Origin of the sequence: Planktothrix sp. FACHB-1355, assembly GCF_014748295.1 — a bacterium.
Lineage (GTDB): Bacteria > Cyanobacteriota > Cyanobacteriia > Cyanobacteriales > Aerosakkonemataceae > Aerosakkonema > Aerosakkonema funiforme_A.
In genome coordinates, this window is record NZ_JACJUP010000031.1 from 1 (window position 1) to 15,916 (window position 15,916).

The window sequence follows — 15,916 nt, forward strand, 5'->3', positions numbered from 1 at the left end:
GTTGTGCTGGTGGCCACCTTGAAATTCAGCGATAACACCTGGCAATATGGTTTTCTCAAAATGCGATCGCGCACCCACACGTACATTTCAAAAATCACCTGGTAGCCGATGCCACCAAAAATAATCAATCCCGGTACAACCAAATTTAATAACACCGATGATTGATAACCAATCAAGTTATCTCTGAATAAACTAAACCCCGCATTATTCCAAGAGTTAATACTATGAAAAATTGACAACCACAGCCCATAATTCCAACCGTGGTCAGGCACAAACACAAACATCAGCAGGAAAATTCCCGTAATTTCAAAAATCATTGTAGTGCCAATGACCGATCGAATTACTTGAGCGCTATCCTGTATACCGGGACGATCCAAAGCTTGCTGAATAGCCATTTTCTGCCTGAGATCGAACCTGCGGCCCACAAGCAAGATCAGGAAAGTGGTTGTGGTCATGTAGCCCAGTCCGCCAATTTGAACCAGGGCAACAATAAAAAATTGACCCCAAAAAGAAAAATATGTACCTGGGTCTACAACGGATAAACCGGTAACGCAAACGGCAGAGGTCGATGTAAAGAGGGCCACCAGCGGATTATTCCAGCTTCCGCTACTGGTGGAGAAAGGCATCATCAGCAGAAGAGTTCCTACGGCAATAACGGTGAAGAATCCCAGGCAAATGGTTCTTGATATGGTCATAGACAATAGTGATTTAATAATCTTTTTTGAAGCTTACTCCTAAAGGAGTACTTTCTCGATCGGAAAAATTTCTCTTTGGTTTGTAAGTCATAGACTGGAAAAAGAAGCGTGTACTGCGGAGCGATCGTCTGCTAGGCTAATTCCGGTCTGTACAAACACACAGCAATCCATGACTTCAACTCTTTATCGGCAAATTCAGCAATTCTACGATTCGTCCTCCAGTCTGTGGGAACAGATTTGGGGAGAACATATGCACCACGGCTACTATGGGCCAAATGGCGACCTCAAAAAAGACCGCCGTCAGGCGCAAATTGACCTGATCGAAGAACTGCTCAGCTGGGCAGGAGTGCAACAGGCCGATCGTATCCTCGATGTAGGTTGCGGAATTGGTGGCAGCACTCTTTACCTTGCAGAAAAGTTTAACGCATCTGCCTGGGGAATTACACTCAGCCCTGTACAAGCTGCTAGGGCGAAAGAACGAGCCTTAGCAGCTGGACTGAGCGCCAGAACTGATTTCCAAGTTGCAGACGCCCTCAATATGCCTTTTGCTGACGCCTCCTTTGACTTTGTTTGGGCGCTGGAAAGTGGCGAACATATGCCTGATAAGGAGAAGTTTATGCAGGAGTGCGATCGAGTGTTAAAGCCAGGGGGAACGTTCCTGATGGTAACTTGGTGTCATCGTCCCGCAACGCCTCCAAACGCCCCCCTCACGCCAGATGAGCAAAAGCATTTAGAGGAGATTTATCGAGTTTATTGCTTGCCTTATGTGATTTCGCTGCCCGAATACGAAGCGATCGCCCGCAACCTCTCCTTCCAAAATATCAGAACCGCAGATTGGTCAAAAGCTGTCGCGCCATTTTGGGATATAGTCATAGATTCTGCTTTCGATCTCAGAGCTATCTTCGGTTTGCTTTGCAGCGGCTGGGGTACAATCCAGGCAGCACTCTCTTTAGGCTTAATGAAGCAAGGCTATGAGCGCGGCTTAATTAGATTTGGTTTGCTCTGTGCTAATAAGCAGTGACAATAATCACGGACACAGACAAAGCGATCGTCTTTCTGCTTTGGTTGTGGCATTATTTCTTGTGTAGCGGTGTTGGTGCTTTCTGCAATCATATAGGTAGCTTGTGAGTCAGATTATCCCCGATCGTTCTGGTATAACCGATACTTCCCATCCGCAGGGAGTGCGGCAATATGCTGCTGGGATTTACTCTTTCTGGAAATTCTCTCGTCCCCATACCATAATCGGTACAACCCTGAGTGTTTTAGGCTTGTATTTAATTGCCCAATCTGCATCTAATGAAAATTTCCACCTGCAACTGTGGCAGTTATGGGGAACTTGGATTGCCTGTCTGTGCGGCAATATCTACATTGTCGGACTAAATCAGCTAGAAGATATTGAAATCGATCGAATTAACAAACCGCATTTGCCCTTAGCTGCGGGTGAATTTTCGCCACGCCAAGCTCAGTTAATTGTTGGCATTACAGGCGTATTGGCACTGTTATTCGCTTGGGTGATGGGGCCATTTTTGTTGTTGATGGTAAGCGTTAGTTTGGCAATTGGTACAGCTTATTCTTTACCGCCAATTCGGTTGAAACGATTTCCGTTTTGGGCGGCTTTGTGTATTTTTAGCGTGCGCGGAGCAATAGTTAATATCGGACTGTTTTTGCACTTTAATCAGAAATTGCACAACGCAAAAGAGATAATTGTGACGGGAGAAGTTTGGGCGCTGACGCTATTCATTTTGGTGTTTACATTTGCGATCGCCATTTTCAAAGATGTTCCCGATATAGAAGGCGATCGCCAATACAACATGAGCACTTTTACAATTAAACTCGGCGCGGTGGCTGTGTTTAATTTAGCCCGTTGGGTGTTAACCGTATGCTATGTAGGGATGAGCGTTGTTGCCATACTTTATCTGGCATCGGTCAACCAAGTTTTTCTAATTGGCTCTCATGTAATAATGCTGGGTTTGATGTGGTGGCGCAGTCGGAATGTAGACTTGCACGATCGAAGTGCGATCGCTCAGTTTTACCAATTTATCTGGAAATTGTTTTTCCTGGAATATCTGATTTTTCCTGCCGCCTGTATTTTGAATTAAAATGTAGGATTGTGGCAAAGCAAATCCAAAATCCTCTCATCCAAAATCTAAAATCCTTGCATCCGGTGACTTATTTATCTAGCCTTAGATGCCGTATCTTACCAGAGGACGAACAAACCTTCTATCTAACTTCTATCTAAGGCTGGAGGGAACTATTTGCAGATTTCGTCACTATTGAAATAACAGACAAGCAAATATAGCTGTTGTAGCTGCGAAGCGGTAATGGTGGCGATCGCAAACAGTCCAGCTTCATTTGACTTCAGAAATTAATTGAAGAAAAACACTGTTTTTTCTGGCGGTGCAGGTTGATAAACTGCGCCAAAAGCTGCTGCCAATAGCCCAAAACCAGAGGAGAAACAATGGATAAAATATTCGCTCAGACAAAAATTTCGCGTACAATTGCCTTGCTGCTGACAGCATTCCTAAGTCTGCCACTTTTGACCGCCTGCGGAGGATCGAATGAAGCGCTACCACCCCGCGACAGTAGGTATCCAGCAGGTCAAACTTCCCGCCCAGTTACACCCCAAGCGCGTCAAGGGTTGTCAAACGGTCAGAAAGTGGCCATATTGGCAGGAGCTGCGGCACTTTACTATCTCTACAACCAGCATAGAAACAAACAAGAGCAAGGGCCACAGGGCAAGTACTACCTTTCCAAGAACGGACGAGTTTACTACCGGGATGCACAAGGACGCGCACAGTGGGTAACACCGCCGCCGGAAGGAATTAGAGTTCCGGAGTCAGAAGCGCAACGATATCGCGACTTCCAGGGATATAACGGACAGTCCGCAGGGCGCGATCTCACCGACTTAGTACCCGCACAGTAAGTGCCGATATTGACACAAATTTAACGGAGATAAATCATGGTAGATAGATTTTTGCGAAACGTGGGAGATGCCATCTTTGGCAATAACGATCGACGATCGGAAGAAGAATACAATGATGACGATCGCAATGTCCGTCCGGCGAGCGAAGACCCCTACGGTGACCCCGCAGATGTAGGAATGTTCGGTAATGTCCGTCCGGCGAGCGAAGACCCCTACGGTGACCCCGCAGATGTAGGAATGTTCCCCGATATTCGTCCGGCGAGCGAAGACCCCTACGGTGACCCCGCCGATGTAGGAATGTTCCCCGATATTCGTCCCGCCAGCGAAGACCCCTATGGCGACCCCGCAGACCAGGAGTCCCGCTGGTAAAGGTAAACCGCGAACCTTCAGCTTAGTATGGATGTGCGATCGCACAATAATAAAGGCAGAGCTACATATTGCTACTGCCTTTTGTTGATTTAGTCAACCTCTAAATCTTCTGTCACACTAGGCTTAGAGCTACGATTACGGATCTCCTAATGTCTCATCAAATCAAACGCAAACACCTGCTTCTGGCTACTGTCATCAGTCTGAGCCTATCTACTTTTGGTTGTTCTTCATCAGGGTCAAACTCGCCAAACGCCAACTCTACCCCGTCAGCTTCGCCAGCAACTTCGGCATCAGCTTCCAACCCACAAAATTCTAACCCAACTCCGCCAGCCAGCCCAGCAGCCTCTTCACAAACAGATACTGCCAATACTCAAACAGCCCCAGCCCCAGCCCCAGCCCCTGTAGAGAAAGGCAGCGCTGCGGATTACTATCAGCAAGGTATTGAAAAGGTCAAACAACAAGATTTTAAGAGCGCAGAGGAATTATGGAACAAATCGCTTCAGCTAGACCCTAAAAATGCAGAGGTTCACTCTAACATGGGTGTGCTTCTGCAACGTCAGGGGAAGATAGATGAGGCAACCTCTCACTACAAGGAATCTGTTCGCCTTGCTCCCGATAATCCAGAGACTCATATTAAATTAGCTGTGGCTTTGGGTCAACAGCGCAAATTAGACGAATCGATCGCACAATCAAAAGAAGCCATTCGCCTCAAGCCCGACTTTGCACAAGCTCATTATGTCTTGGCATTGGGCTTATCCGAACAAGGCAAGAAAGAGGAAGCGCTCGCCAGTTTGAGAACAACTAGAGATTTATTGCAAAACCAGGGTCAAAAAGAGCAAGCTGGTAAAGTCGATGAAATCATTCAAAAAGTGAACGAACAAAAGTAAAAAATTGGCGTTCGCAAAAGCGAAACTATGACCGGGCAAAAAGGCAAAGTCTATTTGGTGGGTGCTGGGCCTTCCGATGTGGCCTACCTCACGGTGAGGGCGCAACAGCTGTTAGCGCAAGCAGAAGTTTTGGTCTACGACGCCCTTGTGGATGGGCGACTGTTGCACCTAGTACCCCTCAATTGCTGCTTGTTTGATGTGGGCAAACGCGGCGGACGCCCCAGCATTAAGCAAGCAGAAATCGATCGCCTGCTGGTGGAACAATGTCAGCAAGGAAAGCAGGTAGTGCGGCTCAAAAGTGGCGATCCGTTCATTTTCGGTCGTTGTGGCTCGGAAATTGAGAGCTTGCTGGCAGCAGGTTGTCCTTTTGAAGTGGTGCCGGGAATTTCTTCGGCGCTAGCAGCACCGCTGTTTGCGGGAATTCCTCTGACTGACCCGGTGTTGAGTCGATGTTTTGCAGTTCTCAGCGGTCACGACCCAGCCGAGTTAGATTGGCAGACTCTCTCTGGGATTGACACGCTGGTAATTTTGATGGGAGGGCGTTATTTAGCGGAAATTGTGGATCGCCTGCAACGATACGGACGATCCCCAAAAACTCCCGTCGCGGTAATTCGCTGGGCGGGACATCCCCAACAACAAGTTTGGACAGGAGAACTGGGCAATATTGTTCAAGTCACTGCTGGGGCGTCCCTCTCGCCAGCAGTTATCGCGATCGGGGAAGTTGTGGGGTTACGCCCGTATTTACTTAGCGGCGATTCTGGTTATAAAGTGGCGATCGAGAGCGAGGATGATTTAAAATTCGACACTGAGAATCCTCAACCGCAAATTTCTATCACCGTGACAAATACCGAACACCCAAGATCGATCGATTTTCAGGACTCACAAATTTCTGCTTCTCTTCTCCCCTCTCCGTCTGACGAGGAGAGGTTGCTTCCTCTGGCTGGCAAAACTATCCTGGTGACTCGATCGGTGGGTCAATCTGGCGAGTTTGGTGACCTGTTGCAACAAGCAGGCGCAAGGGTAATTGAAATGCCCGCGCTGTCAATTGGCCCTCCTTCTAGTTGGTCGGATCTGGATAGTGCGATCGCAAATCTTCCCACTTTTCATTGGTTAATTCTCACTTCCACCAATGGGGTAGACTATTTTTTTGAACGACTGCAAGCACAAGGCAAAGATGCCCGCGCTCTAGCTACCCTCAAAATTGCTGTAGTTGGCAAAAAAACAGCCCAACGCCTGCAACAACACTCCGTTATACCCGATTTTATCCCACCAGATTTTGTGGCCGATTCCCTTGTGGCAAATTTCCCAGCACAGTTAGTCGGCCAAAAAATTCTCTTCCCCAGAGTGGAAACTGGGGGGCGAGAAGTACTGGTACAAGAATTAACCGCTCAAGGCGCTGTTGTCGTGGAAGTACCGGCTTATCAGTCTCAGTGTCCGACGGATATACCGCCAGAAGCTTTCGACGCTCTACAGCGCAAAGCAGTGGATGCAGTTACTTTTGCTAGTTCCAAAACCGTGCAATGTTTCGATCGGTTGGTACAAGCATCTCTACCTATGGATGTGTTGGAGGGCGTTTGCATTGCTTCCATTGGCCCTCAAACTTCCAAAACTTGTCAGCAGTTACTGGGACGAGTCGATGTAGAGGCGAAAGAATATACTCTGGAAGGCTTATTAAAAGCCTTAATGGAGATTTAAGATTATGTTTGGCAAAGGGTATAATATTATACCGAAATTCTTAGTGAAATCGCAGAAATTTATAATACGAACAGAAAGCCTAAAATTTTTCTTGACAAACACTTTTGCTTTTTTATCTATAGGTAAAATAAAAAATAACACCCGCTAGGCTTCCATAAGCACCTTGGTTGGCAATATGGGTAGTAGAAAATTAGACCTTTCCAAAAAAGAATCTCGGCAGGCAGGATGCCTACCCCACAAGAGTTATTGGAGATGTCTAATAGCGATTCATGCAGACATAACCTTTTAAAGGAAGAGTCTGACAAAATGACAGCTGAAATATAAGTTTCCTGCACTTACTGAGAGGGTTTTGGGAAAAATCTTGTAGGCCAACCTTAACTTTGAAAGTAAATAATCAGAATAGTTTGCTAAAATAGACAGGCATATATACTCAAAACGGTTGATAAAATTTTATTTTGCAAAACATATTATGTCTATATTTCCAGCACTCATAAATTGTGAATTTATTTGATAAATGTCATCAAAATAATAAAAAATTGAATATGATTGTCAAAGGTTATTTAATCCAATTATAATATAGGATTATCCCTAGTGGATGAGTAAGTAGAAACACAATAAAAAAATTAAAATCCGAAAGGATAGACAAATAAACTTGCGGATGCAAAGCTCAGAAACAAAATTCAGCACTAGCAAACACAGAGGGCAATCCAGGTTGATATCGGTATTTGCCAGTTTGCGTTTCCGCCTGATTTTGTTGGTATTCCTGGCCGTAGTTCCGACGTTCGTCCTCACACTTTACACGTACTGGAAAGAACGCCAACAGGCATTAGCGGTAGCGCAGAAAGATGCGTTGCAGTTGACTGAGCTTGCGTCTAAAATTCAGGAGCAATCGATCGAGGTGACGCGCCAAGTGCTAATGACCTTGGCGCAACTGCCGCAAGTGCAAAGCGTCGGGATAGAAACACCCAGTTCCAATGCAGCGTGTAATACTCTTTTCGCCGCTCTGCAACAACAATACCGACAGTACGCCAATATAGGAGTAGTCGATCGCCACGGCAAAGTTCGCTGTAGCGCTATTTCTGGGAAAGACTCGGTTAATCGAGCTTCTAGCACCTGGTTTCAGCTTGCCATTAAAGATCGCGACTTCTCTATCGGTGAATATCAAATCGGTCATATCCCTGACAAGGCGACGATCGACTTTGGGTATCCCGTTCGCGATCGAGCCGGTGAGGTCAAAGCCGTCATTTATGCAGCGCTAGATCTCAACTGGTTCAATCAAATCGCTCCTAGCGCCGAACTGCCACCTGGAGCGTCTTTCACTATTATCGATCGCAAAGGTACGATTTTAACTCGCTACCCCAACCCAGAAACCTGGGTCGGGCGTAAAGCCCCAGAAACACATACCATCGAAACCATTCGATCGCGAGCAAACAAAGGCATTATTTATACTCCTGGAGTCGATGGCATATCTCGGTTGTATGTCGTTACACCCCTGGAGACTAACACTAACGATCCGTTGCTAAGCTCCATGCCAAGCTCTCTATACGTAAGCGTTGGCATACCTAAAAAAGTAGTTTTCGCCGTCGCTAACCAAACATTTATCCGCAACTTAATCTGGTTAGGAGTAGGTACATCTTTAATGCTAACTGCTGCTTGGATAGGCAGCGAGTTGTTTGTTATACGTCAAATCAAAGCCCTGCTATTGGCAACAAAACGTTTAGGAGATGGAGATTTCAATACCCGCGTTTGTTGGCGATTGACAGGAGGAGAAATCAAACAACTTGGCTTAGCTTTTGATGAGATGGCAGCATATTTACAACGTTCAGTCAGCGAACGCGACTCGACTTTTCGCACTCTTGAAGAAAGAGAGAAAAGATATCGAGCGGTTGTTAACAGCGTCGCCGAAGTAATTTTCCAGATAGATACAATCGGCGTGTGGACATTTCTCAATCCTGCTTGGACAAAAATCACGGGATATAGGATCGCAGAAAGTATTGGTAAAAATTGTTTAGACTTCGTTTATCCTGACGATCGCCAACATTACTCAGAAGAATTTCAATCTTTAAACCGACGGCAAACAGAATTTTGTCGCTACGAGCTAAGATTAGTGACGAAAAACAACGAGTTGCGCTATGTCGAACTGCAAGCGCAGTTAACTTTTGCTCCGGATGGCACCATCACAGGCATTTGCGGCACTTTAAACGATATTACCAATTCCAAACGGGTACAAGCGGTATTGGCAGAAAGCTACAACCTCTTACAAGCCGTAGTGGAAGGAAGCAGTGATGCGATTTTTGTCAAAGATCTCGAAGGCCGCTACGTCCTAGCTAACTCTACAACTGCCCGCATTATGGGAAAACCTTTAGGAGAAATAATAGGACGAGACGACACCGAGCTTTTTTCGCCGGAAACTGCCGATCGAATCATCGAAAATGACCGCAAAATTATGGCCAGCGGTGAAACGGAAATAGTTGAGGAAATCGTTACTGCTAACAACATCACGCGAACCTTTCTGGCCAGCAAATATGTCTTGCGCGACTACCAAAGCAACATTATCGGTTCGATCGGGATTGCGCGAGATATTACAGATCGCAAGCGTCTGGAGAACGAGCGCGAGCAGTTGTTAGAGCAACTCAAACAGGAGAAAGAAGACCTTACCGCTCTCACGACAGTAACTGCCAATGCGATCGGCACTTTGAATCTGGATGAATTGCTAGAAGTGCTGCTGTTGAGAATTGCCAGCGTAGTGCAAGCGGATATGGGTGCGATCCTTTTGAAAGAAAACGATCGCCTGCGCGTCCGTGCCAGCATTGGGATTGATGCAGAAAATCGTTCTCACTTTAGCGTCCCCATCGGACAAGGCTTTGCAGGTACAATAGCCGCAACTCAAAAGCTGCTTTACATTGAAGACGTACAGCGCGATCCGATCGCGATCGGCCAACCCCTCAAACAGCTTGGTATTCGCACGATGCTGGGCGTTCCCCTGCAACGCAACAACAACACGATCGGCGTTCTGCATTTAGATTGGTTGAGCGTCCATCCTTTTAGCGAGCGGGAACTGCACTTACTGGAAATCACCGCCGAACGCTGTACGATCGCAATTCTCAACGCCCAGCTTTACGAACAAACCAAACAGCTACAAGAACGCCTCCAGCTGCAAATTGACACTATGCCGATCGGATGTATCGAGCTAGATGTTGAATTTGGCGTAATCGATTGGAATCCCGCCGCAGAAAGAATCTTTTCTTTTACAAAAGAAGAAGTTTTGGGCAAGCGTCTGCACGATCTGGTAACTGGTGAGTGGGAAAGCATTCCACCGATGACCGCCGATCGATCTCCAATTCTCAATACTGACTCCTCAATTGCCAAAATCGACCACAACATTACCAAAGATGGACGCAATATAATCTGCGAGTGGTATATCTTACCCCTGGAAACAGATGGGACGGTCATCGGTAGTTTGGCAATGGTTCAAGATATCACCGAGCGCAAACTGGCAGAGTTAGAACTGCGAGGGTCAGAAAAGCGCTACCGCAATTTGTTTCAAAGTAACCCCCATCCCATGTGGGTGTATGACTTTGAGACACTCAGATTTTTAGATGTTAATGATGCGGCTATTCAGCACTATGGGTATTCTCGCGATGAATTTTTGGCGATGACAATCAGAGATATTCACCCGCCAGAAGATATTTCTAGCTTATTAGCAGAAACAATATCTCAGCAGAATTCCGATATTAATCGCAGGAGTCTGTGGAGGAATCGCAAAAAGGATGGCACTATCATGTATGTGGAGATCGCGGCCCACGAATTGATCTTTTTTGGCAGACGCGCTCAATTAATATTGGCAAACGATATCACCGAGCGCAAACGAGCGGAAGATGCTTTGCGAGAAAGCGAGCGCCGATATTATACCCTAGCAAAAGTATCGCCGGTGGGGATATTTCGCACGGATATCAGGGGAGAGTGTTTGTACGTCAACGAGCGTTGGTGTCAAATTACCGGTTTGACAGTAGAAGAGTCTCTGGGAGTAAGCTGGATGCAAGCGTTGCATCCTGAAGATCGAGAGCGCGTTTTAAGTGAATGGGATCTGGCTACTAGAGATAATTTCCGATTTGAATCGGAATATCGTTTTAAAAATCCTAATGGCTTGACCACTTGGGTATTCGGTCAGGCTGTCGTGGAGACTGGGGAAAATGGAGAAGTGCTTGGCTATGTCGGTACGCTTACCGATATTACCGATCGCAAGCAGGCGGAGGATTTGCTGTGGTGCTATGCTTTTTACGATCCCCTGACTGGCTTGCCTAACCGAACTTTGTTTTTAGAGCGACTCCGACAGAAGATCGAACAAAAGAAATGTGGGGAAACAGGTTTGTTTGCTGTGATGTTGCTCGATCTCGATCGCTTCCAGATCGTTAAATACAGTTTGGGACACGAGGTTGCCGATCGGCTGCTTGTCGCGACTGCTCATCGCTTAAAAAATTGCCTGAGCAATTTTGGATTTTCTATTTTAAATTTTGGCTTGTCAGCAGGTGACAAGAATATAGAATTTAGACAAATTTACCAGCAACCAAATAATGTAAATAATCCCAAATCCGCATTTCTAGACAGTCGTCTGGGAACGAGCCAAAATCTCAAATTTTTTGTGGCACAAGTAGGATTAGACGAATTTGCCATAATTCTTGCAGATCTGGAAAAACCCAGCGACGCCACCCGCGTAGCCGATCGCATTTACCAGGAATTGCAATTACCGTTTAATTTTGATGGACAAGAGGTATTTGTTACTGCCAGTATTGGCATCGCTTTCAGTACGATCGATTACGATTTGGCAACTGACTTCTTACGTGCCGCCGATACGGCAATGCACCAGTCCAAAAAACTTGGGTTTGGAGGTTACGCCCTTTTTGAGCCGAGATGGCACGTTGGTGCTGTGGAGAAATTGCAGTTAGAAACAGACTTGCGGCGAGCCATCGAACGCTCGGAATTGCGAGTTTATTACCAGCCGATCGTATCTCTCAAAAGCGGCAGAATTAGTGGCTTTGAGGCGCTAGTCCGCTGGCAGCATCCCACAAGAGGTTTTGTTTCGCCAGACCAGTTTATTCCGCTGGCGGAAGAAACCGGTTCGATCGGTGCGATCGATCGCTGGGTATTGCGCGAAGCTTGCCGCCAAATGGCTATTTGGCAGAAGGAATTTGGCGATGGCATACTTTTAACTATAAGTGTAAATTTGTCTGTTGTGCAGTTATCGACAAGAGGATTAATTGAGCAAATCAACCAAATATTGTGGGAAACTGGTATTAATCCCCACAGTTTGAAAATTGAAATTACGGAAACCGGTTTGTTAGGAAACGTTACTTCCGAAAAAGCGATGTTAGAACAGTTGAAAGCTTTGGGAATTCAGCTTTCCATAGATGACTTTGGTACGGGCTACTCATCTTTAGCGCGTCTCCATCAGATGCCGATCGATACTTTGAAAATAGACCGCTCTTTTATCTCTCAAATGACTGTTGATAGCGAAAGTTTGGAAATTGTGCGGACGATCCTCACCTTGGCGCATAGTTTGGAAATGGATGCGATCGCAGAAGGTGTGGAAACTGCCGACCAATTGGCGCAACTCAGATCGCTGCTATGCGAATACGCTCAAGGCTATTTCATTTCTAAGCCTGTGGACGGCAAAACCGCAGAAGATTTACTTAGAAATAATTTAAGATTTTAACTTTAATCATTATAAACTAATTCGAGCTAAAATATTAATAATGGCTAATAATTACCGAAAAATTCTCATTCACGAATGGCTATTAACAATCATCGCCTTATTGGTTTAACTGGTGGCATTGGCACAGGCAAAACTACGGTTGCAAATTATCTCGCCAATGCCTACAAATTGCCTATTTTTGATGCGGATATCTACGCACGAGAAGCTGTACAACCGGGCTCGTCAATTCTTAACAACATAGCCGAACGCTACGGCGCGGATATTCTCGCAGCTTCAGGTGCGTTAAATCGTCAACAGTTGGGCAATATTATTTTCAACAATCCTCAAGAAAAATATTGGTTAGAGCAACAAATACACCCCTATGTGCGCGATCGTTTTGTCGAAGCGATCGAGCGATTACCTTTAAATTCCACAGCAGTGTTAGTTGTACCTTTGTTATTTGAAGCAAATATGACAGATTTAGTCACAGAAATTTGGGTGGTTTTTGTTGACGAACAACAACAATTAAATAGGTTGATAGAACGAGATGAATTAACTTTAGCACAAGCCAAAGCCAGAATTAACAGTCAAATGTCACTTCAGGAAAAGTGTAACAAAGCCGATGTAGTTTTGGATAACTCTTCTACTCTGGAAGCCTTATTAAAACAGGTTGATGCAGCCATAAAAGCATGATACGATAAACAATAATACAAAGCTAATAGACAATATCTAAAAAGTAAGATTGTGCCAAAAACTATCTTGGTTATTGAATATTCCAGAAATATGCAAAGGGTGTTTCAGCAATTGATAAATTTACTGCTAAAGAATAGTATTCAGATACATTGGGTTTATAATGCAACAGATGGAATCAGTTTCTTAGAACGTGAAAAACCTAGTATCATTCTCTTAGATTTTGAAATTGCTTTGGGTAGTGATTGGGAAGTTTTTCAATATATCCAGTCTCAAGCTCGGTTGAGATGGATTCCCTTAATCGTCATGTCTGGGAAAAAGGAAAAAATTACAGATGAAATCTCCGGGTTGTTTGAATATTTCCACTTCTGCGAAAAACCCTTTGATGGGAGAGAATTAAAACAAGCCATTCAAGTGGCGATCGCACAAACGAAACAACGATATCAAAAAGATAGTAAACACTCAATATTTGCTAATTATTTCCATACTAATATAAAGCCTATGCACTTAAAATTGCAAGACCTTCTAATTAGGAAAAACTGGAAAGAAGCAGATGCAGAGACAACAAGACTCACCTTTACAGTCAATCGCCAACTCCTCAATAAAGATTCATCCTCAGTCAGAACATCAGTTATAGAGGCAATTGATAATTTTTTACTTGAGGACTTACAAGCAATTGATTATCTATGGGTTATTCATAGCGATGGTCATTTTGGAATTAGCGTTCAGTGGGAACTCCTTCAAAAAATAAGGAATGAACTCTACCAAATATTTGAACAAATAGGTTTTTTCGATGGCGATGATTGGCAAAATCTAAGTGTTGAAGAGCGCCAACAGTATGTCATAAGTTTTATGCAGCGAACACCTACTTACTCAACTGCAAGTCTAGGAGATTCTTTTCAAGATTTTTTGAGTAGATACAATATTAAAGGAATATTGACGCTACCTACTGCCCTTACTATCGATCTTGGCTGGCTGCTTAAAGGCTCACCCGAATGGACATTTAATGGTGAAATCAATTACTCTTTAGATAGTCCTAAAGGTCATTTACCAACAGTGGGTAGGCAAGAGTTAGGATCTGCATTCCATCACGGTTTTATGCTCACATTTATTTTCTCCAAACTTTACGATTGAGGGAGGTAAGAATCATCCAAAACTAATACTTAAAGGTTTGTCAATTAATTTTTTCAAATTCAACTAAATTAATCAGGTGGGCATTGCCCACCCTACAACTAAATCATTTTAGATTTTGGATTTTAGATTGTATCAAACTCACTTGGGGAGCGTCAATTAATCCAAAATCCAAAATCCAAAATCCAAAATCCAAAATTACGCTGCTTCGCCACCAACGACGACATTGCGAATTCGCAAAGAAGGGCCACCGCAACCGACGGGCAAACCGCTTTGTCCGCCTTTACCGCAACCGCCGGATTCATCCCAGTAGAAATCATCGCCGATCGCTTCAATATCGGCTAAAGTTGTAAACACATTCCCCGAAAGCGTCACATCGCGCACAGGTTCGGCAATTTCGCCGTTGCGAATCATCCAAGCTTCCCCGGCGCTAAAGGTGAACATTTCGCCATTCGTCATCCCACCCAACCAGTTGCGAGCATAAACGCCTTCTTTGATATCCTTAAATAAATCCTTGACTGGCGTATTACCGCGCTCAATCCAAGTATTCGTCATTCGCACGATCGGCGGATAATGATAGTTGAGACAGCGAGCATTTCCCGTAGGTTCTTCTTCCAATTTGCCAGCTGTCTCGCGAGAATGCAGTCTTCCCACCAAAACCCCATCTTTAATTAGCTGGGTAGTTGTCGCCGGCGTTCCTTCATCATCGTAGAAATAACTGCCGCGATGTCCGGGAGGTGCAGCGCCATCAAAAATTTGCAGTTCTTTTGGCCCGAATCGCCGTCCTAATGTCATCACTTCCAGCAAATCTGGGTTTTCGTATGCCATATCAGCTTCGGAAAGATGACCGAAAGCTTCGTGGACAAACAAACCGCTGAGAATCGGGTCGATCACCACCGTGTAAGTGTTACCTTTGACGGAAGGTAGGGCGAGGGCGTCTACAGCTCGTTGTGCGGCACTGCGAACTTGGTCATCGAGATTGGTAAGATCTTCGTAAGCTTTGCGAGAACCTGTAGTTTCCCGTCCGGTTTGCACAGTTTCGCCATCGCGAGCTGTAGCGGCAAAACGCATTTCCATATCCACCCAAGATTGCTCTAGCATTGTATCTTCTGAGGTGGCAAGTAAAATTCGCTGGGCGCTGTCGCTGTAGCGTACTGAAGTGGTGGTAATTCGCTTATCCAAGCTGCGAAGAATGTGGGTGTAGCGATCGCACAATGTCTTTTTCTCAGATAATTGGATGTGGCGCGGATCGGTACCGGTCAAAGGTAGCTCGAAGATATCCCGAACTGGATCGATCGGAGCGAGGATAGTTTCTTCATCTCCTACTATACGAGCAGCTGCGATCGCTTCTTCCACCCGTTCTTTCAATGTCGAAAGTTGATTGAAGCTAGCAAAACCCCAACCTCCCTTGTAACAAGCTCGTACCTGCCCACCAATTGAGATACCCTGGGAAAGTGTTTCGATCTTATCCGCACGCAGTAATATATCAGTCCCTTCTGCTTCTTCCAATCGAATCGCCAAATAATCTACTTGCGATCGATATTTTCCAATCAAGTCAGAGAGCAAGTTTTTGGCATCCGCAATTAAGCTGGGCATAGCCGATGGTGGTGTTGATGAACTGACTTTATTTTAGAGGAAAGGAAGGGGTTAGGGGCTAGGGGTTAGGGGTTAGGGGTTAGGGACTAGGGGCTAGGGGCTAGGGGCTAGGGGTTAGGGACTAGGGGTTAGGGGAAGAGGGAGAGAAAATAAGTCAAAAGTCAAAAGTCAAAAGTCAAAATTTCCCCTCTTCCCTCTTCCCTCTTCCCTCTTCCCCTAACCCCTAACCCCTAGCCCC

The 15,916-nt window shown here is 45.3% G+C and carries 11 protein-coding genes; 9 read left to right on the forward strand and 2 right to left on the reverse strand.

Going from position 1 to position 15,916, the window contains the following annotated elements:
• The coding region (locus H6S82_RS03320; RefSeq protein WP_277926384.1) for a potassium transporter TrkG at positions 1-695 on the reverse strand (695 nt) is incomplete at its 3' end.
• A 169-nt stretch (positions 696-864) separates the two neighbouring features.
• Here H6S82_RS03320 and H6S82_RS03325 point away from each other — a divergent pair.
• From H6S82_RS03325 to H6S82_RS34280, 9 genes are all read left to right on the forward strand, one after another.
• Positions 865-1,716: a methyltransferase domain-containing protein gene (locus tag H6S82_RS03325; protein WP_190464069.1), complete on the forward strand. Its 852-nt coding sequence runs from the start codon at positions 865-867 to the stop codon at positions 1,714-1,716.
• Positions 1,717-1,849: 133 nt separating this feature from the next.
• A complete protein-coding gene (locus H6S82_RS03330; protein WP_322111883.1) occupies positions 1,850-2,794 on the forward strand; it encodes a homogentisate phytyltransferase in 945 nt (314 codons plus the stop codon).
• Between the two features lie 359 nt (positions 2,795-3,153).
• Positions 3,154-3,618, forward strand: a complete 465-nt coding sequence (locus tag H6S82_RS03335) for a hypothetical protein (RefSeq protein ID WP_190464070.1) — start codon at positions 3,154-3,156, stop codon at positions 3,616-3,618.
• 36 nt (positions 3,619-3,654) lie between these two features.
• Complete coding sequence (locus H6S82_RS03340) at positions 3,655-3,987, forward strand: translation initiation factor (protein WP_190464071.1); 333 nt, start codon at positions 3,655-3,657, stop codon at positions 3,985-3,987.
• A gap of 149 nt (positions 3,988-4,136) precedes the next feature.
• Positions 4,137-4,874 carry a tetratricopeptide repeat protein gene (locus H6S82_RS03345; RefSeq protein ID WP_190464072.1) on the forward strand — a complete coding sequence of 246 codons (738 nt, stop codon included), beginning with the start codon at positions 4,137-4,139 and terminating at the stop codon, positions 4,872-4,874.
• 27 nt (positions 4,875-4,901) lie between these two features.
• Positions 4,902-6,569 (forward strand): uroporphyrinogen-III C-methyltransferase, encoded by a 1,668-nt coding sequence (cobA, locus tag H6S82_RS03350; RefSeq protein WP_190464073.1) that lies wholly within the window; start codon positions 4,902-4,904, stop codon positions 6,567-6,569.
• A gap of 712 nt (positions 6,570-7,281) precedes the next feature.
• The gene (locus H6S82_RS03355) at positions 7,282-12,282 is read left to right on the forward strand and encodes a PAS domain S-box protein (RefSeq protein ID WP_190464074.1); all 5,001 of its coding nucleotides are present in this window, start codon (positions 7,282-7,284) and stop codon (positions 12,280-12,282) included.
• A gap of 75 nt (positions 12,283-12,357) precedes the next feature.
• Positions 12,358-12,954: a dephospho-CoA kinase gene (gene coaE / locus H6S82_RS03360; protein WP_190464075.1), complete on the forward strand. Its 597-nt coding sequence runs from the start codon at positions 12,358-12,360 to the stop codon at positions 12,952-12,954.
• A 51-nt stretch (positions 12,955-13,005) separates the two neighbouring features.
• Entirely contained in the window at positions 13,006-14,085 is a 1,080-nt protein-coding gene (locus H6S82_RS34280; RefSeq protein WP_190464076.1) for a GUN4 domain-containing protein, read from the forward strand.
• A 195-nt stretch (positions 14,086-14,280) separates the two neighbouring features.
• On the opposite strand, the gene H6S82_RS03370 is transcribed toward H6S82_RS34280, so the two are convergent.
• Positions 14,281-15,678, reverse strand: coding sequence for a TldD/PmbA family protein (locus H6S82_RS03370; RefSeq protein WP_190464077.1), 1,398 nt, complete (start codon positions 15,676-15,678; stop codon positions 14,281-14,283).
• Positions 15,679-15,916: the final 238 nt, after the last annotated feature.

Excerpts from the sequence above, each read along its gene's own strand:
- H6S82_RS03325 (WP_190464069.1), top strand. The coding sequence starts at position 865 with ATGACTTCAACTCTTTATCGGCAAATTCAGCAATTCTACGATTCGTCC.
- H6S82_RS03335 (WP_190464070.1), top strand. The coding sequence starts at position 3,154 with ATGGATAAAATATTCGCTCAGACAAAAATTTCGCGTACAATTGCCTTG.
- H6S82_RS03340 (WP_190464071.1), top strand. The coding sequence starts at position 3,655 with ATGGTAGATAGATTTTTGCGAAACGTGGGAGATGCCATCTTTGGCAAT.
- H6S82_RS03345 (WP_190464072.1), top strand. The coding sequence starts at position 4,137 with ATGTCTCATCAAATCAAACGCAAACACCTGCTTCTGGCTACTGTCATC.
- cobA (WP_190464073.1), top strand. The coding sequence starts at position 4,902 with ATGACCGGGCAAAAAGGCAAAGTCTATTTGGTGGGTGCTGGGCCTTCC.
- coaE (WP_190464075.1), top strand. The coding sequence starts at position 12,358 with ATGGCTATTAACAATCATCGCCTTATTGGTTTAACTGGTGGCATTGGC.
- H6S82_RS03370 (WP_190464077.1), bottom strand. The coding sequence starts at position 15,678 with ATGCCCAGCTTAATTGCGGATGCCAAAAACTTGCTCTCTGACTTGATT.